Raw genomic sequence first — 18,354 nt, forward strand, 5'->3', positions numbered from 1 at the left:
GCGCTTGGCAAGATCGATCGCGAGAATGTGAACGTCAGTCATGTGCTCCTCCTTCTCCAGCGCACTGTCGCGCCGGTCAGGCATCATACGATGCCGGGCGAAGGGGGCATCCACCCCATCAGTTCAGGGTGCACGGCAAGCGACGTTAATAAACCTCCGCTATCGCTTGCTTCACCTGAGCATCGGGGTGGGGTAATGGTTTACGGCCTAAACATCGTGCCGGCTGACAAATTTCTGTATGCCGCCGAGCCACTGGACGGCGACGTCTCCGCCATTCGTGCCGTCAATCAGGAACCAGATGGGGGCGTCGGCTTCAAGGGCTGCGCGTCCGGTCGCCAATGCCACACGGATTGTTTTCCCACGCGGATGCTCTGGAAAGGCCCACCTGAATCGAAGATCGGAGACTTCAATCGACAGAATCTTTTGAACGTGTCTGAAAAAGCAAAAGCCCTGATAGAAAAATGGGAGCCGAGAATACATCAATTTGTCCCGGTGGATTTTGTAAACAGGAAAGGTGCCCTGCTGGAAAAACGATACTGTTTCGTATCTCCAACAGGATCGACAGCGTCGACAGAGGACAGACGACGTTTGTCCTGCTAAGAGGGAAAATGTGGCGCTCGGCACGAGATCTTGTGCCTGACTATATTGACGACATCCCGCCGCACATCGATCCGTCAATGCCACCGAAACTTGTTTTCAATCGTTCCCAAATCGGAAGCAGCCATATCTGGCGCGACAAGCACATCGACATCGGCGGACCCTTCATCTTCGATGATTTTGCGGCGGCATTGCGATCATCGGATTTAACAGGCCTGGGCCTGAGCGATATCGGTCTCAAAACCATCTGAAATTCCGTAAAATTCGGGGACACTATTGGACTGCCCCTGGACTGCCCCCCTTTGGTGAGACACGATAATTAGGGACAGGGGTTAGGCACTCCGTCAACTGCCGGATATCAGCAAGGTTTCTCAGCTCCGTCTGCCCGATGGAGTTTGAGGTGCGTTTCCTTTCTCTCAGCCTAAGCGGGTTGGCTTCCGCCAGGCATTAATGCACTCCTGATCGCGTCAGCGGTCCTGCTCCCCGAAACCTTATCGCTGACCACCGCTTCTGCTTAGGAATAAAAATGCTGAACTCGCTTTTCGCAATCAGTCTGGTTGTTTCAGGCGTTCTCTCTCCAAAAAGCGATCCTGCTGTCGTAGATGATCCGTCATGCCGCCTTACCGTTGCGAAGGGCATGGCCCTTGATCTCGTCGGGACGCGGACCACACCGGAACAAGCAAGAGACCCCTCGACGGCGATCGCCGAGATCGACGCGCGCCAGTCCCTGCTTCTCCTGCCAGGCGGGCGCTTCGTTCTTCGAACCTCGACTATGTACCCGGGCGAGATCGAATTCCGATTTCGCTCAGTCGGTGAACCGACGCGCGAGAATACCATCGACGAGCTGGGTTGGCGCGATGGCGACACACTGCTCGCTGATGATGCGGCCAGTTCGGCCAAGGACTATGCTGATTTACAGATGCTCGTTCCCGGCGCCCTGGTCTGCGAAGGAGCCGGCCGTCGTCGAGCTGGCGTGGGCGGCGTTTCCGTCGCCCACGACGTCGCCAACCGTCCCGTCACGCTTCGCGAAGACTCGGCGGGCCGTATCATCGCGGCATCCGTCGGCGCCGATACGTACAATTATTCGGGCTGGCGCGTGGAGGACGACATCGCGACCCCCACTCAGATCCAGCGGACCCGAGCCGGCCAGGTCATAGCGCGCTGGGAGGATGTCAGAATTCGTGCCGCACGCGCTGAAGATCGGGCACTGCTGAGTCTGCCTGAAGGATATCGGGCACCTGATCCGTCCGGTGTTCTACGCGCAACAGCCTTGGGAAAGGGTGCCTACCGGATGGACGGCACGCAATCAGGCTACCACACCGGATTTGTCGTCGGCACCCGCGCGATCGCCTTGTTTGACGCGCCAATCGGTATCGAGGAAGCCAAAGCGGTGCGCGCGCTGGTCGAGAAAACAGCACCGGGCCGAGCCATCGCGTATATCGTCGCGTCGCATGTCCACGGAGATCATATCGCGGGACTTGCCGCCTACCCGGAAGCCTCGATCTTGACCGGAAGAAATGGTGGGCTCGCGCTGCATAGGCAGTTTCCTGACATGAGTGCTGCCCGCATCCGCGAGGTTCGGAGCGTCACCACGCTCGACCTCGGCGACCGCACGATCAAAATCTTTCCGCTCGACAGCAGCCATTCAACCACAATGCTCGTGAGTTACGACCTCGCCGCCCGCGCGCTCTTTCAAGGAGATCTCTTTTACTTGCCGGATCGCGGGCCGGTGCCGGCCGCCTTCCTCACCGGCGTCGAGCTTTCTCGCTTGATCAACACCGAGAAGCTCGAGGTCAATTCAATCGTCGGCATCCACGGCCGCACGGGAACGACCGTCGATTTAACTACGGCACTTGCAAAACGCAGCCAGAGTTCGAGCGATCGTGGGGGTATCGGAAATCAGTTTTCAAGCGCCCGGCCTACTGCCCGGCGTTCCGCAAACCTTCCATCGACGGATATGAGCGACGGCGCAAGATGATGAACCTGGGTACGGAGAGTCTCTTCAAGATTTTAGGATATTATACCCAATTAGCATGCGTCATTGCGTAGCAAGAAATCTACAGATAATTTAATATATTACCCTCAGAATCCCAAACGATCCCGCGGAGTCCTGTCCGTGACTGACTCCGTACATCAAAATGGGACGATTTAGATCGCGATCGCTACCATTTTATGATAACCAAGCAGCGACGCAAGTAATCGAGCAGATTAGATTTTGGACGATTCGTAATATTTTCAGATACTTAGGCTATTCTAATTGAACATGATGAAGGAGGTACATCGTGCGCAATCTTGTCAAAATCTGTGCGTTCGCGCTTGCGCTGACCTGCACGACGACTTCTGTGTCGGCTGCAACGATCTATACTCCGGCGCCGAATACAGTCGTCACAATAACCGGGGGTATCAAGATTAACGCGGGTGGCTTCCCCCTTGCGGATTGCACTGTGTCTCTCAGCGGAATTACCGATTTGACTGGCGTGACAATCACCGGTGGCGTCACCAATCCGCGCAATGGCTCGACGGGCTGCAACAACCTGCTCCAATTTCCGTTTCGTATGGATGTGACGCAATGGGTAGCGACTTCGTCCAAAGTCCTGTTCCCATACATTAGGGTGAATACGCCCCTGGGATTTTGTACAGCAACCAACGTCTCATTCAGTTGGAGCAACCTGTATTCATTTGCGCGGAATTTCTCGTTTCCGATCCCTCCTTATTGCTCGGGGGAGTTCGAAATATACACATCGCCCTCCATCTACGTTCAATGAGTATGAGCTTCGGCACTGAGGGGAGTAGCCCGAGAAGGCCGATGGATAGCGGCTAACCCACACAAAGAAGTTGCGGCCGCAGGCTCACGAACAAGCGCGTCATCGTAATTCAAGACACGAAAATGCCGGCCGGCCTTTGAAACCAGCCGGCATTCCGCCCTTGCCCGCGACTATCTCGCCGCAACCCCCTCCTCTTCAACACCAGCATGCACCTCGCTGGCAGCCGCCCCAGCCAGCAAGCCCATGCCTTTTTCGGACAACAGCATGCCGATCAGCGCCTGGAATGCGCCACCGCCATGTCCGGCACCACCTTCACCACTGCCAGTGGTGATCTGCACGCGCGGCACGATGTCGACGCCCGAGGTTTCCAGCACCTCGGCCAGCCGCTCGATCACCTGGCGCGTCAGCTGATACTGCGCGCCGCCGGAGGCGGCGGCCTGTTTCTCGATCGTCTCGGCGGTTGCCAGGCCGGTCCTGGTGATCCGTTCCGCCTCGGCGCCGGCGAGCGCCACGACTTTCGCCGCCTCGCCTTCGCCGATGATGCGCACGCGGTCGCTCTCGGCGCCGGCGAGCGTGCGGGTCTGCTCGGCTTCCTGTGTGGCGCGCTTCACCGCGGCCTTGCCCTGGTTTTCCTGCACGGTGATCGACAGTTCGGATTCAGTGATCGCGGTCTGCTGATGCGCGCGTGCCTGCGCCTCGCGCAGATCCTTCTCGCCCTCGGCCGCGACCTTCTGTTTTTGATAGGTCGTGGCCTGTTCCTCGGCAACCTGGCGCTCGCGCAGCTGCTGCAGCACCTTTTCGATCTGGTCGTTGCCCTCGGCCGCGCGCGGCGTGCCGATCAGCACTTCCTGCAGCTCGAGATTATAAGCGGTGAACTTCGCGCGCATCTCCTCACCGGCATGCTCCTGAATGTCGGAGCGTTCCTGCAGCAATTCGATCAGCGTGTATTTCTGCGCGACGTTCTTGAAATAGGCCGACACCATCGGGTCGAGCGTCTGTTCGACCAGCTTCTTGATGTCGCCGAACCGCTGCACCACCAGCGGCGCCTTGCGATAATCGATGTGCACGACGACCGAGAGCGGCAAGGTTGGCTCGAACGCGTCCTTGGTGATCAGCGATACTTCGGACAGATTCTCGTCGAACTTGTGCTGGCCGGTCAGTTCCTGGTCCCATTTCAGGATGAAGTTGGTGGTGGGGACGATCAGGATCTTGCCGGCATAAGTGTTGAACGCATATTTGCCCGGCAGGAGCGGCACGCTCCACACGCTCCACACGCCGCGCGTGCCGCGATCGACCAGCTCGCCATGGCGATAGTCCACGCCCGAGGTGTCGGCGCCACTGTCGCCGGTATAGCTGATGACCACGCCGACATGGCCGACCTCGATGATCGTCTTGGCGACCATCTCGACCGTCGCGAACAGCCGGTTGATGAAATAGCTGCCCTCGACCAGCACTTGCAGCTGACGGCCGCGGCGCCCGCCGGCAGCGATGAATTTTTCGGGGTCCTGGAAGCTGTTGTGGAAGGTCGCGGAGTCGGACTGGTCAGTACCGACTTCGGGCGCGATGATCTGATCGGCGGTCAGTGCCGGTCCGTCATGCACCGTGACGATGCCGATCTGGTCGAGCGAGTCGCGGATCACCACGGCGTCGAAGCCCGATCGTTCCTCGATCAGCGTCTGCATGTTGGTGAACAGGGCGAAATCATTCGCCTCAAGCATCAGGCCGTAAATGTGTTCGCGCGTGATGATCACGAACTGTGCGAGGTTGAGCGCATAGGTGCCTTCGCGCAGCACGGTGCGTTGCGGCCCCTTCTGGCCGCCATCCTCGAGGAAGCGGCGCACATCGAGAAAGTCGGAGGTGTGCAGATTGCTCGCCAGCGTCTGGGTCGGGCCCAGCGGTGCACCGTCGCGCGCAAAGACATAGCCGACCTGGCCTTGCGGGATGGTGACGAGCGGCTGTGAATGGACGCGATACTGGAACGGGAAGAAGAAATGATAGCCGCCGCGCAGGACGGCGGGCTGATATCCGGCCTCGCCCGACAGCGCGATCAGGCCGCCGGGGATGGAGCCATTGCGACTCCACAGTTTTTCGACGATCGCGACGCGGTTATTGCGCACATAGCGAACGCAGCGGGAGATGAGAAAAAGACAAGCGACAACGAGAGTCACGGCACCTGCTGCGCCGAGCACGTACATGTCTGTCATTTTGTGAGGTGTCCTTGGGACCTGTAAGACGAGCGCAAGAAGCGCGCCCGGCGTCTATTTAATCTTATCCGCGACCTGCCACCAGCGGAATCGGAATGCGTGCGATGCAATCGTACATGACATGCAACGATCCTTGCATCTGTCTTGTCGAGCTGCGCGCGGGCCCAACAAGGCCCCCGCCCGCCAATGACGCCTGGTTTCGTTCAATCCCCGGGAACGACCCTTGGGCTCAGGAATCCGAATTTGCAGACCGGGCTGGTGTCGCCTTCCAGGCAATCCGACCAGCGAAAGAGCTTTTCGATCTCGACCACCGGACCGGTGCTGCCGCCGCCGCCCATGCCGATATAGGTCTTGCCCGAGATTTTGCCGACGATCGTGAGGTTTGTGGATTCGCGAACGAGTTCACGGTCATAAGCGCCGGTCGTGCAGGCGTTGAAGGTCTGATAGGTCGGCTCGTTGGTCCAGCGCGGTTCGCCATGGTCGCCGCTCAGGGCGTACAGGATCGTCAGGCAAACGCCTTTCTCCGCTGCTGCCATATATTGCACGGCGCCGGCCCAGCGGATGCGCTTACCGATGTGCCGTTCATCGATCGCCTGATCGGGAGACAGCGAAGCAACCGGAATGGTCCGCAGCGTTTCCATCTGTGCCGGGTCAAAGCCTGGCTGCGCGGGCGGGCGCACTGGCTTGGCCGCCACCGTGCCAATTCCTTTCGGCGCGGGCGAAACTGCGGAATCGACGCATCCCCACAAGACCGGGCAGCAGCAGAGCGGGGCCAATATCAACCGATGGAGCGGCCTGTTCGGGTGTTTTTTCATTGCGCTAGCATTGGGCAGCCATGGCAGCCCCCTAAGCGGCCCGGCAGCGAAGCACAACTTGGCAACGACCGGACTCATCCAACACGGTGCCGGAAGTAAGGGGACTGGCCATAGCCAGAGCGGCAGCGCGATAGTAATGAGCAGCCGGCGGAAGGAGCTCGGCGGCGATGAATATGGTCGTGAAATATGCTCTGGCCACCATTTTGCTGACTGGCCTCGCCCCGTCGATGGCATCCGCCCGCCCCGTTTTCCCTGCAGCGCCCCGGACATGCGACGTGCTGGGAGCGGCATATACGGCCGCGAGCAGCAGCAAGGTCCCTATCTATCCAGTTGATGTTCGACCGTCGTGGCGCTCGCTCGAACCCGGCAAGTTTGTCCCGAGCTTCAAAGCGCAGTTGGCGTTGAAGGCCAGTGAATTCGACAATCTGGTCGCTCAAGAGAGAGTGTACAGGATCGACCAATTTCAACCCAGATGCGGCTGGAGCGGCACGGCCAGTCATCGAGTAGATGACGAAGGACATCCCATGTTCACCTCCTTCACCAGCCCGATCTTTTCGACAGATGGACGCCTCGCCCTGGTTGAAGTCTCATTCCAGGACAATGGTAGGTTCGGCTACGGATCGCTCTGCATTGTGAGGTCAACGGGCAATCGATGGCTCGCTCGTTGCCTGCCGAGTTGGATAGCGTGACAGTCCCGACAGGCTTTGCGATCAGCCGGTAAGATGGGTGGGGTCGCCCCGGTTGAACGGCCCATGGAGGCGCGAAATCCCCACCCGCCAACCTCAAAGCCCGAATTTCAACGTCACTCGCGCATTCCTCGGTTCGCCATAGACGAAGCCCGGGAACCAGCTGTTGCCGCTGTAGAAGGTCTTGTCGAAGACGTTGTCGACATTGAGCTGAAGCGACAGCCGCTTGTTCACTTCATACCGTCCCATGAGATTGACGATCGCGTAAGCAGGCTGGCCGATCGGTACCTTGATCAGCGTGCCGGGAAAGTCCGCCGTGACCGGCGGGCGGCTTTCCCATTTGAGTGCGCCGCCGAGGCTGAATCCATCGAGCGCACCGGCAAAGACATATTTGGTCGCGAAATTGAACGCCTTGCGCGGCTGGTGGCTGAGTACGTCCGCGCCAACGGCATCCTTCGCGCTGTAATGGCTCCAGCCGGCGCTGAGATCCCATTGCTGCGTGATCTTGCCAACGACTTCCAGTTCATAGCCCTTGGCGATGGTCCCCTTTGCCCCACGCGAGGCCGGGATATTCGTGCCCGGTACCATAAGATCCCCATCGGGCTCGGCAAGATTATCCTGCTCGATGCGGTACACCGCGGCGGTCGCCAGCAGCTTGCCGTCGAGCAGCAGCGCCTTCAGCCCCGCCTCATAGCTTTTGCCTTCCAGCGGATCGAGCAGGCGGCCGTTGCGGTCGCGGAAATTGCCCTGTGGCTTGAAGATATTGGTGTAGCTCGCATAGGCGGACAGATTGTGAGTGATGTCGAAGACCAGCCCGGCATAGGGCGTAAGTGTGCCCTTGTAGCTGATCCTGTAGCCGGCGGTGTCCCTGGTGGTTTCCTCGTTGCGCTTGAAATAGCTCAAGCGCCCGCCGCCGATCAGCTTCAGCCGGTCGAAGATGCTGATCCGCGTCGTGGCGTACAGCGCCGCCTGGGTGGTGGTGCCTTTGCTCGACTGAAAGCGGCCCCCCCATTCGGGATCAGCGAGTTCGCCGTCCCAGTGATTGAAATCGGCAATCGGATCGACCGAAGGCGGCGTGCGATTGCTCCAGCCGTCAGCCAGGTGGCTGACCATGGCGCCGATCGCCAGGTCATGATGACCGCCCAGCAGCGAGAAAGGACCATTGGCCTGGATGCTGCCATGCCATTGTTCAGGGTTGGCTTTGAACCAATAGCCCTCGGTGGCCATGCCGGCACCAGTGACCCGATCGGGCGTGCCGTCGAGCCATAGCAACTTCGATTCCTCCAGCCCCTTGTGATAGGCGAGATCGCCGCGAAGGCTCCATTCCCCGCCCAGCTCATGCTTCAGCGTGGCAAAGGCGGAGATCTCGGTGGTATTCCAGAATCCCCAGTCGGTGCCGGTGGTCTTGGATCGCGGCCAGTGAGTACGTGTGCCGTCGGTGTACCAATAGGGCAGCTGCGCCCACATCACACCGTCGCGGTCGTCGCGTTGATAGTTCGCGCCGACGGACAACGTCGTACGCTCGCCCAGATCGGCATCGATCACGGCGTAGAGGACAACGCCCTTTTTCTTCTCGCGATCGACAAAGCCGTCCTGGCGGTAAGCCTGGGCGACCGCGCGTGCGCGCACTGTGCCGCTGGCATTGAGCGGCGACTGCACATCGATGGTACCGGCGATGCGATTCCATGACGCACCCTCCAGACTGACCTGGCCAGTGAATTCACGCGCATCGGCATGTTTGCGGATCAGGTTGACGACCGCCGACGGGTCGCCCGCCCCCTGCATCAGGCCGGCCGCGCCGCGCACTAGATCGACGCGCTCGTAGATCGCCGTGCTGGTCTCGCCAAAGCCGACATTGCCATTGGCGAACGGCGCACCGTCGAGTTGGAAATTCTGCACCTCGAAGCCGCGCGCGGAAATCGCGCTGCGGCCGCGATCAATGTCTTTCTTGGAAATGCCCACGGCGAAATCGAGCGCGTCGTTGATCGAGATCAGTGCCTGATCGTCGATCTGCTGGCGCGTGATGACGCTGATCGTCTGCGGCGTTTCGATTGGCGTCAGGCGCAGTCCGGTCGCGGTGGTCGGCTGATCGCTCCGGCCATAGCCCTTCACCACGATATCGTCGTTATTCTCTTCTTCCGGCGCCGTGTCCTGCTGCACTTGCTGAGCATGGGCCAGTGCCGGCGTGAGTATCCAGGCAGAGCCCGCCAGCAGCAGGTGAAATGAACGGCGCATCAATGTCCCCTTTTTATTGTCCCGGTGCTCCTCATTGTCCCCACTGCGCCGGACACACTCGCACTTATCCCACCGGAACGAGACCGAGGCCGCAAGGCGGGCCGGCCGATCCAGGGATGACGCGAGCGTAACCGCGACGATGGAGCCGATGATTCTCCTTCCCGAGGCGTGCGCCACTAATGCGATTAACTCGCAATTGCAAGGAGGGTGAGAGATCGACTAAACCGCCACCCCTAGTCAGCCGCGCGCGTCATTTGGCGCATTTCCGCTTGCCGACCCGGAGGTCGAACAGGCGCGGGCCCGGATTGCTTCTTGCCGTGCCGATCAACTGGACGTCGACCGCACAATTGCCGCTTGATACGCGGTAACGGTCCTCGCCCGTGGTTTCGATCCTGGTGATCGGCGCTTCATCCAGTTCGCGCGCCACATCCGAGCTTTCGAGAATGGCGGTGAGTTCCTTCGCGCGCTGCCAATAAGGCGGCAGTGCGGCCTGAGCCGAAGCGGCCATCGCGCACAGGGCAAAAGCAACCGTCCGGGGAAAAACGCGCATCATGCTCATCGCTACCTCCTGGCTAAAACCGGCTTGAGCGGGGCCCCTCTGGCCAAGGCGCCTTATTAGGCCAATTTGCTCGAAACGTCGCGCCGGTGAAAGCCCTTGCCCAACGCAAGAACAGCAACGATCGCCGCCGCGAACCCCGATGCGGCGCCGACGCCAAGCGCCCAGCGCGGGCCGAGATGGTCCGCGACCCATCCGACGATCGGCGCGCCGATCGGGGTGCCGCCCAGCGCAATGCCGATGCGCAGCGCCATCACACGGCCGCGCATCGCCGGCTCAGTCGAAAGCTGCATCAGGCTGTTGGTGGTGTTGGTGAAGGTCAGCGCGGCCAGGCCAATGACAACCAGCGCCGCCGCGAAAAACCAGTAGCCGGGTGCGATCGCCGCCAGCGTGCATCCCAGGCCAAACAGAGCAGCGCCGGCCAACAGCGCCCCGAACCCCGGTCGCTCGCGTCCGGCGCTGAGCAGCGCACCGGTGACGGTGCCGATCGCCATGATCGAGGAGAGCAGGCCATAACCGCGCGCATCGGCGTGAAAGACGCCAACCGCCATGGTCGAGATGAAGATCGGGAAATTGAGCCCGAAGGTGCCGATCAGGAACAGCATGACCAGGATCGCCTTCAGGTCCGCCCGGCCCCAGACATAGCGAAACCCCTCGGTAAAGCTGCCGCGAGCGCGGATCGCCCGGGGATGGGGATGCAACTCACTGACACGCAACAGCGCCAGTGAGATCAGCACCGCAATGAAGGAGGCGCCATTGATCAAAAAGGCCCAGCCGGTGCCGACCGCGGCGATGACGATGCCCGACACGGCAGGGCCGATCATCCGCGCTGCGTTGAACGAGGTCGAGTTGAGCGCAACCGCATTGGCGAGATCCGCGTCGCCGACCAGTTGCGCGACAAAGGTCTGGCGCACCGGTGCGTCGAACGCGGCCGCGCTGCCGAATAGAAAGGCGAAGACATAGACATGCCACAGTTGCACCGCGCCGCTGATCGTAAGCAGGCCGAGCGCCAGCGCGAGCACGCCCATCGCCGCCTGAGTGGCGATCAGCAGCTTGCGCTGATCGAAATGATCGGCAGCAAAGCCGGTCCAGGGGAGCAGGAGAAGCTGTGGCCCGAACTGCAGCGCCATGACGATACCGACCGCCGCCGCGCTATGGTTGGTGAGGATGGTCAGCACCAGCCAGTCCTGCGCCGTGCGCTGCACCCAGGTACCGAGATTGGAGACGAACGCGCCGGCGACCCAGGTCCGGTAATTGAAGCCGCGCAGCGACCGGAATCGGCGCGCGGCGGGTGCGCTCACAGGCGGTCCGGCGCGTTGCCGCCGTTGAAGCGCCCGAAATGCCGGGCGATCATCAGGCCAAGCAGGAGCATGCCCAGCCCGAGCGCCAATGCGTGCGCCGCATTGCGCAGATCGAAATAGCCCACCCGGCACACAAGGAAATAGCCAAGCACGAGATTGGCGAAGCCCCAGACCATGTTCAGCGTCGATGAGGAGAGCCCCTCACCCCGCGGTGTCGCGAAGGGCGTCTGGAACGGCCGTCCCATCATGCCGCTGACGAGATGCGGGACGGCATTGGCCAGCACGGCGCCACCGAAGAAATAGGACAGGAGATGGGGCCAGGACATCATGACCGGCTGTCCAGCAAAGCGATGACCTCATCGGTCGATCCCGTTTCGCCCAGCCTGGGGAACACGTTGCGGACGCTATAGTCATGTGCATCCACCGACTGGTCCGTCATCGCGTCAATCGCGAGCGTGACGTTGAAGCCCTGCTCATAGGCCTGGCGGGCGGTCGATTCGACGCCGGTCGCGGTGGCCACGCCAGTGACGACCACCTGCGTGACGCCCAGCGCCTTGAGCTGTCGGTCCAGATCAGTACTCGCAAAAGCGCCCCAGGTCCGCTTGGTCACCACGATGTCGTCCGGCTGCCGGTCGAGTTCCGGAACGAGCTCGGCGAAATCGGCCGGCAAGGCGTCGGTGTTGAACCTGGGCTGCTCGGTTCGCCCCGGCGCGCCGCCGGTCACGTTGACGAGCACGACCGGCAGGCCGCGCGTTCGAAATGCCGCCGCCAAAGCACTGCTGCGCGCCACGATCGTCTCGATCGGATGGACGAGCGGGAGAGCGACGATGCCCTTCTGGAGATCGACAATGACAAGGGCGGTATTCGGATCGAGCCTGGTCAGCGCCATGGAATTCCCTTTCAGCAGATGGACGTTTTCACGGGAACCGACACGCCTCAGTCATCAACAATGCGCTCGAGCAACGCGACCGCTGCGGTCAGCACATCCTGTTCCTGCGGCGAAAGCCGGGCCTGGATCGTACGCAACAGCCAGTCCTGTCGCGCCGCCCTGCCCTCGCGGATCAATTGCCGGCAGGTATCGGTGAGCGACAGAATCGTCTGCCGTCCATCCTTTGGATCAGGCGTACCCTGCACCAGGCCGGCGCTTTCCAGCGCGACGATCACCGTCCCCATCGATTGCGGGCGCATTCCTTCGGCCCGGGCGAGGCTCGACGTCGTGGTCGGGCCATCCTTTTCCAGGCGGAGCAGCACGGCCGTCTGTGATGGCGTCAGGTCGCCCACATCCGCTTGCTCGCGCAGCCGGCGCCTGAGCTTGCCGACCAGACCGCGAATATCCTGTGCCAATGCCGCCGCCTGCGCGGCCTGCTGATCGTATGGAGACATCATGCGAGGGCATATAGATATATGAAGCTAAACTGTAAAGATTACCTTCTCATCTATTTTCGCCACGCGATTTGCGCCCGGCACTGCGGATGTCCGGGATTGGGTATCAAGCCGTTGATGTGCGGCCTCACCGCCCTCCGGCGGCTTCCAGGATCAGTTGAGCGATCTCGCCGGGATGCGAGATCAGCGACACATGGCTGGATTTCAGCTCGATCGTCTTCGCCCCCATGCGTTTGGCCATGAAGCGCTCGAGATCGGGATTGATCGTCCGGTCCTCGGTCGAGACGGCATAGAAGCTCGGCTTTGATCGCCGTCGAAGACGATGCCGGCGGTCGCCGGCGGCGTGGGAAACGTCTTCGCCAGTGCCGCATAATCTTCGCCGGCATCCGGCGCGCGTGCCGCCACATAGACAAGCGCCGAGACGTTGGGATGCATGCCGGCCTCAGTAACGATCATGCCGGAAAAGGAATGCCCGACCAGCACCGTCGGGCCATCCTGACGCGCCAGCACCCGCTCGGCCGCGGCCACCGCTTCGGGCAGCGTGGTCAGCGGATTCTGCACTGACGTGACATTGAGACTCACCGCCTGCAATCGCGCGATCACATCGGACCAGCAGGATCCGTCGGCAAACAATCCATGCACCAGAACGACGTTGCGCGCCTTGGCCGGCGCGACCGCTTTCGCCATTCCGCTGGAGGAAATCAACGCAGCGGCCGTGCCGGTGGCCAGTGCCGTCGTGAATGTGCGTCTGTCGATCATGGTGCGGTGCCTTTGGCGAGGTGGCCGACGTCGGTTCGAGGCTTCATAGCCGGGTTCGTCAGCGCCCCGAAATGCTCACCGCCTTACACAGAGTGTCGGTCGCCAGCGCGATGCGTGATTCCGGCCGGGTGCGGTTCGCGGCGTTGTTCTCCACGCCGCGGGTTTCGGTGTTGAAGACAAGCAGACTGCCGAGATGCTGGTCGGGGCACAGGCTGAGATAGGCGCGAAAGCCGTTCTGGTCGCCATTATGGCCGATGACGCGGATCCCGTCGCTCCGGTCGAGGAAGAAGGACAGCCCGCTCCACGTCGTCGTCGCCATGCGTCCTTGTGTGAAGTCCTCGCCCGCCGAGATTTGCGGCCGCCACATTTCCTCAAGCGAGGCGCGCTTCAGTACCAGGTCATAGTCGGCCTGGCGCGCCGGATCGCCGAGCAGGAACGCGACATATTTCGCCATGTCCGGCAGCGGTGCATTGAGCCCGCCGTTCGACACCGTCACGCCGGTATCCGCGTCAAACGGCGCCGCCACCCGCTTGCCGTCGCGGATGTAGTAGCTGTGCGACCGGTGCGGCAGCAGATAGGGCGGCGTGCGGTCGAAATAGCTTTCGCGCATGCCGAGCGGCCGGAGGATATTCTTGTCGATATAGACTTCGAAATCCTCGCCCGAGAGCCGTTCGATCACCTGGCCGAGATAGACGATGCCGGGATTGGAATAGCTGAACCGCGTGCCGGGACGGAACTGCACCTCGGTATAGGGCAGCATCGCCACCAGTTGCGCCCAGCTCTTCGGCTCGAATGGCTGCCAGTCACGGTCGCGCCAGCGCCAGGTCGCGCCGCCAAAGCCGGCGCTGTGGCTCATCAGCTGGCGCAAGGTGATCGCGCCGGTATCGCCGAACGGATTATGCACCGCGGCAAGCTCCGGCACATAGCGGACGATCGGATCGTCGAGGCTCAGCAGCCCGCGATCACGCAACTGCATGATCGCGATCCCGGTCATGGTCTTGGTGATCGACGCCCAGTGATAGATGGTCTGCGTATCGACCGGCACCTTGGCGTCCGCATCCTGCAGCCCGAGATGATCGGCGACGACGATGCGGCCGTCACGCACCACATAGAAGCTGCTGCCGGCAATGCCCGACCGCTTGATCTCGGCACGCTGCAGCGCGCGAAAGTCTGTCAGCGCCTTTTCGAACGCGCGGTCGTCGGCCAGTGCCGCGCCGGGAAGCTGCGACATGGCGAGCAGGAGACAGGCAGCGATCCGGCGAAGCATGGCGATCTTCCTCCTTCTGGGGCCTCTTTGAGCCAAATGATCACCACCTGCCGTTCGCTCTTCGACAAGCTCAGCTCGAACGGGGAGAGGTGATGCCACCCTAATGATACTCCTCTAGGACGGCCGCAGGATCGTCCGCCCGGCGGCTTTCGCCTCGACCGCGTCACGGCTGAACGGCATTGGCTGCATCTGGCCCGCAACCCAGGGCTTGTACATGTCGCGATAATGCGGCGATTTTGGCTCAATCGACTGGCCGGGCAGGACCAGCATCAGCGAATGGTCCCACGCGCCGACATCGATCACCTGCAGATAGCTGGCGCCGCCGCCGACGCTCCAGCCCGGTCCGGAGCCAAGCCAGCGCGCCATCACGGTATAGCCGTCGCCGCCCGACCCCTCTCCTTCGATCGGCGGGAAGGCAGCGGCGATCGCGGGGATCGCCGACAGCGGATGGCGCAGCCGCACCTGATGCAGCGTGGCGTAGCGCCATGTCGCGGGGTCGGCACCGAGCCGGCCCTGCGCCTGAGCCCAGGCGGCGACCAAAGCCGCATCGAGCATCGCATCGCGTGCAGCCTGCGGTTCGCCGCCGAGCCGCGCGTCCGGATGCGCGAGCAGGTCGAGCAGCACCGAGGGTGCGATCTCCGTCACCAGCTCTTTCGCCCGCTTGGGTACGATCGCGGCAAGCATGCGTGTGCCAAGCTCGCGCCAGACCATTTCGAACAGGGCCGCGGCACCGCTGTCCGCCGCGATCCGGGCATCCCAGCCGCGCAGCATGTCGACGGCCGGTTTGGCGGCTGCGGAAGGCTGTAACGGCAAATGCTCGAGGAACAGGCGCGCCGGCGTCGACAGCGTGTCGTGCTGCAGAGCGACGCTGTCGGCCAGGCTGTGCCGGGTCTGGCTCGCCAGCACCTGCGCGATCCGGTCGTAGCGATAGGGATCGCGGAACGAGAAGGCGGGGATGCGGTCGCGCGGCCAGTTCGCCGGCAAATTATTTTGATTGGCCGAGGCGAACCAGCCTTTGGCGGGATTATACTCACTCGGCAGCGACGCGAAGTCGCGCATGCCGGTCCAGTCGTAGCGCCCGTCGCCCGGCACCGGCAGCAACCCGTCGCCCTGCTTGCGCACCGGCGCGAAGCCGATCACCTGCCAGCCGGTGTTCCCCGCCACATCGGCATAGTGGAAATTGGTCGGCGACGGGTGCAGCGCAAAGGCCTTGCGCAGGCTCGTCCAGTCCTTTGCCAAGTTGATGGCGATCATCGCAAAGGCGCCGCTAGCGCCGGGTTGCAGCATGATCGAGCCAAGCACGGTCGCACGGTGGCGCCGCGGATTGTGCGAGATCACCGGCCCCTGCACCGAGTAGCGCAGCGTTATCTTTTGAGCCGCGCCGCCCTTGACCGGGATCGACTCCACGACCTGCTCGAACCGCTTCCAGCCGCCGTCATGGCTATAGCGTTCGGGATCCTCGGGGTGAAGCTCAAGCACGAACAGGTCATTCTGGTCGATGTGGAAATTGGTGCGGCCAAAGGCGAAGCGGTCGGTATGGCCCTGCATGATCCCCGGCAGCCCGGGCGCACCCCCGCCGATCACGTCGAGCCCGGGCGCGCTGAGATGCGCAACATGGCGCGGGCTGAAACCGCTAATGCCGAGATGCGGATCATTGGCCAGGATCGGCCGGCCGGTGGCGGAGCGCGCCGGCGCGACCGTCCAGGCATTGCTGCCGGCATTGCCGCGCTCGGCCGAACCGGCCGGATCCGCCACCGGCCGCTCAGGCTCGAACGGCAGCCGCCCGAGCAGCAGCACGCCGAGATCGGCCTCGCTCACCGCGGCGACATCCAGCCCCTCGGGCACGCGCAGGGTCCAGGCCGGGCGGAGTGGCGCCACGACGGAGTCGAGGTCGAGCAACCCCAGGGCCGCGAGTTGTGCCCGGCGGATCTCGTCATCGGCATTGCCGGCCGCCGCTTCGCGCGTGAGGACCAGGTCGCGGACGTCCCATTTCATCGGCGCGATCTTGAGGATCCGGTATTCGCCCGGGAGCAATGCGGGGTCGGCCATCACTTCGTCGATGCGCGCGTTGATCCCCGCGATATAGGCGCGCGCGCAGGCGAGTATGTCGGGCGGCACGCGGCGCAGCTCGGCGTCGAGGTCGCCGCGATAGTGGAACAGGCGCGCATTGGCGTCGTGCGAGGTAAAGCGCGGGCCGAATACCTCGGCAAGGCGGCCGAGTTCGCGGCGATGCGCCAGATCGATCTGGAACAGGCGGTCGCGCGCGACGACATAGCCCTGGCCGAAAAACGCATCGGGGATCGATTGCGCGCGGATATGCGGGGTGCCGTATATGTCATCGACGATCTCGATCGGCGCGCCCGGGCCCTGCACGGCTTGGCGCCGCTCCGTCACCAGCGGGCTGGACTGAAGCAACGGCGCAGCGGTGGCAGCACTTGTAACAAGCATCGCGGTCGACCCCAGCAGGAACGAACGACGGTTGAGCATCGGCAATTCCCTGCTGTCTCTCTGGGCCGCAAGGTTGGGCCCGCTTCATGCACCTGTCTATGCGGCAGGTGTTCTATGGTCATAACCAGCGGCTATCGGCCAGGCTGTGTGCTGTAGCCGACACGGTCGCTCCTTTGAATCGGAGAGCGGATATCTCCCTCGCGGACGCCCCCTGCCTCACAGCGGCGGCAGGCGCCGTTTCACCGGGGTCGCCTTGACGATCGATGTGCTGGTTTCGGCGAAATCGACGATGCGATCGAGGATCGTGTCGAGCTGCCCGATCGACTGGAGATAGACATGGGCGATATAGCAATCGTCGCCCGTCACCTTGTAGCATTCAGTGAATTCGGGGATTTTCTCGATCATCCGCTGCGTCGCGGGCAGCTTGCCGGGAAAGGGCTTGATCCTGACGATCGCCTGCAGCGTATAGCCCAGCGCATAAGGATCGATATCGACGGTATAGGCGCGGATCACACCGCGATCCTCCAGCCGGTGCAGACGATCCGACACGCTCGGCGACGACAGTTCGACGCGCTGCGCGAGTTCCTTGAGCGAGAGGCGCGCATTGCTCGCGAGCAATTCCACGATGCGCCGGTCCAGGTCATCCAGCATCTTTCTCTCCTTAGGCGAAATGTAGATCGTATCTTATTATCTTAGGCAATTTCCACAATCTGCCTTTTCATATCCATATCAACCGGCATTACCCCCTGCTAAAATCCACCATGGATTATGGGAGGCCGGAATGACCGGACAGACACGCGGCACGATCGAAATGGCGGTCGCCATGACGATTTCCGGCACGATCGGCTGGTTCGTGATCATGTCGGGCCAGCCAGTGATCGATGTCGTGTTCTGGCGCTGCGTGTTCGGCGCGGTGACGCTGAGCGCAGTGTGCCTGGCGCGCGGGCTGTTGCGCCGCGATGCGCTGTCACTGCGGCAAGTGCTGATCGCCATGGCCGGCGGCGTGGCGATCGTGCTCAACTGGCTGTTGCTGTTCGGCGCCTATGCCCATTCCTCGATCTCGATCGCGACCACGGTCTATAATACCCAGCCGTTCATGCTGGTGGGATTGGGCGCGCTGCTGTTCGGCGAGCGGCTGACCGCGAACAAGCTGTTGTGGCTCGCGGTCGCGTTCGGCGGCGTGTTGTTGCTGGTCCAGGCGAAGCCGCAATCGGGTCAGACCGGGTCGGACTATCTGCTCGGTATCGCCATGGCGCTGGCCTCGGCATTCTTCTACGCGCTTGCCGCGATCGCCGCGAAGAAGCTGACCGGCGTGCCGCCGATGCTGATCGTGCTGAT

General features: G+C 62.2%; 18 protein-coding genes. 6 read left to right on the forward strand and 12 right to left on the reverse strand.

Features of this window, described 5'->3' with window-relative positions:
* The 4 genes from ACRECS_RS26030 to ACRECS_RS26045 form a co-directional block, all read left to right on the forward strand.
* On the forward strand, positions 1-600 hold a 600-nt coding region (locus tag ACRECS_RS26030), incomplete at its 5' end, for a hypothetical protein (protein WP_431585881.1).
* Positions 601-632: 32 nt separating this feature from the next.
* Positions 633-848, forward strand: a complete 216-nt coding sequence (locus ACRECS_RS26035) for an imm11 family protein (protein ID WP_431585882.1) — start codon at positions 633-635, stop codon at positions 846-848.
* A 275-nt stretch (positions 849-1,123) separates the two neighbouring features.
* A complete protein-coding gene (locus ACRECS_RS26040; protein ID WP_431585883.1) occupies positions 1,124-2,575 on the forward strand; it encodes an MBL fold metallo-hydrolase in 1,452 nt (483 codons plus the stop codon).
* A gap of 304 nt (positions 2,576-2,879) precedes the next feature.
* The gene (locus tag ACRECS_RS26045; RefSeq protein ID WP_431585884.1) at positions 2,880-3,362 is read left to right on the forward strand and encodes a hypothetical protein; all 483 of its coding nucleotides are present in this window, start codon (positions 2,880-2,882) and stop codon (positions 3,360-3,362) included.
* Between the two features lie 170 nt (positions 3,363-3,532).
* Here ACRECS_RS26045 and ACRECS_RS26050 read toward each other — a convergent pair whose 3' ends face one another.
* Both ACRECS_RS26050 and ACRECS_RS26055 read right to left on the reverse strand, forming a co-directional pair.
* The gene (locus ACRECS_RS26050) at positions 3,533-5,566 is read right to left on the reverse strand and encodes an SPFH domain-containing protein (protein ID WP_431585885.1); all 2,034 of its coding nucleotides are present in this window, start codon (positions 5,564-5,566) and stop codon (positions 3,533-3,535) included.
* Positions 5,567-5,769: 203 nt separating this feature from the next.
* The gene (locus ACRECS_RS26055; protein WP_431585886.1) at positions 5,770-6,261 is read right to left on the reverse strand and encodes a Slp family lipoprotein; all 492 of its coding nucleotides are present in this window, start codon (positions 6,259-6,261) and stop codon (positions 5,770-5,772) included.
* 287 nt (positions 6,262-6,548) lie between these two features.
* Here ACRECS_RS26055 and ACRECS_RS26060 point away from each other — a divergent pair, with 287 nt between their 5' ends.
* A complete protein-coding gene (locus tag ACRECS_RS26060; RefSeq protein ID WP_431585887.1) occupies positions 6,549-7,070 on the forward strand; it encodes a hypothetical protein in 522 nt (173 codons plus the stop codon).
* A 93-nt stretch (positions 7,071-7,163) separates the two neighbouring features.
* Here the strand turns inward: ACRECS_RS26060 and ACRECS_RS26065 are convergent, their stop codons facing one another.
* From ACRECS_RS26065 to ACRECS_RS26110, 10 genes are all read right to left on the reverse strand, one after another.
* On the reverse strand, positions 7,164-9,302 hold the full coding sequence (locus tag ACRECS_RS26065; protein WP_431585888.1) for a TonB-dependent siderophore receptor: 2,139 nt from the start codon (positions 9,300-9,302) through the stop codon (positions 7,164-7,166).
* A gap of 250 nt (positions 9,303-9,552) precedes the next feature.
* Positions 9,553-9,861 (reverse strand): hypothetical protein, encoded by a 309-nt coding sequence (locus ACRECS_RS26070; protein WP_431585889.1) that lies wholly within the window; start codon positions 9,859-9,861, stop codon positions 9,553-9,555.
* 56 nt (positions 9,862-9,917) lie between these two features.
* Positions 9,918-11,159 (reverse strand): MFS transporter, encoded by a 1,242-nt coding sequence (locus tag ACRECS_RS26075; RefSeq protein ID WP_431585890.1) that lies wholly within the window; start codon positions 11,157-11,159, stop codon positions 9,918-9,920.
* Complete coding sequence (locus tag ACRECS_RS26080; RefSeq protein ID WP_431585891.1) at positions 11,156-11,488, reverse strand: hypothetical protein; 333 nt, start codon at positions 11,486-11,488, stop codon at positions 11,156-11,158. Before ACRECS_RS26080 ends, ACRECS_RS26075 begins: the two co-directional genes overlap by 4 nt.
* Positions 11,485-12,048 (reverse strand): isochorismatase family protein, encoded by a 564-nt coding sequence (locus ACRECS_RS26085; protein WP_431585892.1) that lies wholly within the window; start codon positions 12,046-12,048, stop codon positions 11,485-11,487. Before ACRECS_RS26085 ends, ACRECS_RS26080 begins: the two co-directional genes overlap by 4 nt.
* Before the next feature lie 47 nt (positions 12,049-12,095).
* Complete coding sequence (locus ACRECS_RS26090; RefSeq protein WP_431585893.1) at positions 12,096-12,545, reverse strand: MarR family winged helix-turn-helix transcriptional regulator; 450 nt, start codon at positions 12,543-12,545, stop codon at positions 12,096-12,098.
* A gap of 201 nt (positions 12,546-12,746) precedes the next feature.
* Positions 12,747-13,301 (reverse strand): alpha/beta fold hydrolase, encoded by a 555-nt coding sequence (locus tag ACRECS_RS26095; protein ID WP_431585894.1) that lies wholly within the window; start codon positions 13,299-13,301, stop codon positions 12,747-12,749.
* 58 nt (positions 13,302-13,359) lie between these two features.
* Positions 13,360-14,568 carry a serine hydrolase domain-containing protein gene (locus ACRECS_RS26100; protein ID WP_431585895.1) on the reverse strand — a complete coding sequence of 403 codons (1,209 nt, stop codon included), beginning with the start codon at positions 14,566-14,568 and terminating at the stop codon, positions 13,360-13,362.
* A gap of 114 nt (positions 14,569-14,682) precedes the next feature.
* A complete protein-coding gene (locus tag ACRECS_RS26105) occupies positions 14,683-17,055 on the reverse strand; it encodes a penicillin acylase family protein (protein ID WP_431585896.1) in 2,373 nt (790 codons plus the stop codon).
* A gap of 177 nt (positions 17,056-17,232) precedes the next feature.
* Positions 17,233-17,667, reverse strand: a complete 435-nt coding sequence (locus ACRECS_RS26110) for an Lrp/AsnC family transcriptional regulator (protein WP_431585897.1) — start codon at positions 17,665-17,667, stop codon at positions 17,233-17,235.
* Positions 17,668-17,797: 130 nt separating this feature from the next.
* On the opposite strand from ACRECS_RS26110, the gene ACRECS_RS26115 reads away from it, so the two are divergent.
* A partial coding sequence (locus ACRECS_RS26115; protein ID WP_431585898.1) for a DMT family transporter occupies positions 17,798-18,354 on the forward strand: 557 nt, incomplete at its 3' end.

This window comes from Sphingomonas sp. (genome assembly GCF_050725575.1).
GTDB lineage: Bacteria > Pseudomonadota > Alphaproteobacteria > Sphingomonadales > Sphingomonadaceae > Sphingomonas.

Excerpts from the sequence above, each read along its gene's own strand:
- ACRECS_RS26040 (WP_431585883.1), top strand. The coding sequence starts at position 1,124 with ATGCTGAACTCGCTTTTCGCAATCAGTCTGGTTGTTTCAGGCGTTCTC.
- ACRECS_RS26050 (WP_431585885.1), bottom strand. The coding sequence starts at position 5,566 with ATGACAGACATGTACGTGCTCGGCGCAGCAGGTGCCGTGACTCTCGTT.
- ACRECS_RS26060 (WP_431585887.1), top strand. The coding sequence starts at position 6,549 with ATGAATATGGTCGTGAAATATGCTCTGGCCACCATTTTGCTGACTGGC.
- ACRECS_RS26065 (WP_431585888.1), bottom strand. The coding sequence starts at position 9,302 with ATGCGCCGTTCATTTCACCTGCTGCTGGCGGGCTCTGCCTGGATACTC.
- ACRECS_RS26070 (WP_431585889.1), bottom strand. The coding sequence starts at position 9,861 with ATGAGCATGATGCGCGTTTTTCCCCGGACGGTTGCTTTTGCCCTGTGC.
- ACRECS_RS26080 (WP_431585891.1), bottom strand. The coding sequence starts at position 11,488 with ATGATGTCCTGGCCCCATCTCCTGTCCTATTTCTTCGGTGGCGCCGTG.
- ACRECS_RS26085 (WP_431585892.1), bottom strand. The coding sequence starts at position 12,048 with ATGGCGCTGACCAGGCTCGATCCGAATACCGCCCTTGTCATTGTCGAT.
- ACRECS_RS26090 (WP_431585893.1), bottom strand. The coding sequence starts at position 12,545 with ATGATGTCTCCATACGATCAGCAGGCCGCGCAGGCGGCGGCATTGGCA.
- ACRECS_RS26095 (WP_431585894.1), bottom strand. The coding sequence starts at position 13,301 with ATGATCGACAGACGCACATTCACGACGGCACTGGCCACCGGCACGGCC.
- ACRECS_RS26100 (WP_431585895.1), bottom strand. The coding sequence starts at position 14,568 with ATGCTTCGCCGGATCGCTGCCTGTCTCCTGCTCGCCATGTCGCAGCTT.
- ACRECS_RS26105 (WP_431585896.1), bottom strand. The coding sequence starts at position 17,055 with ATGCTCAACCGTCGTTCGTTCCTGCTGGGGTCGACCGCGATGCTTGTT.
- ACRECS_RS26110 (WP_431585897.1), bottom strand. The coding sequence starts at position 17,667 with ATGCTGGATGACCTGGACCGGCGCATCGTGGAATTGCTCGCGAGCAAT.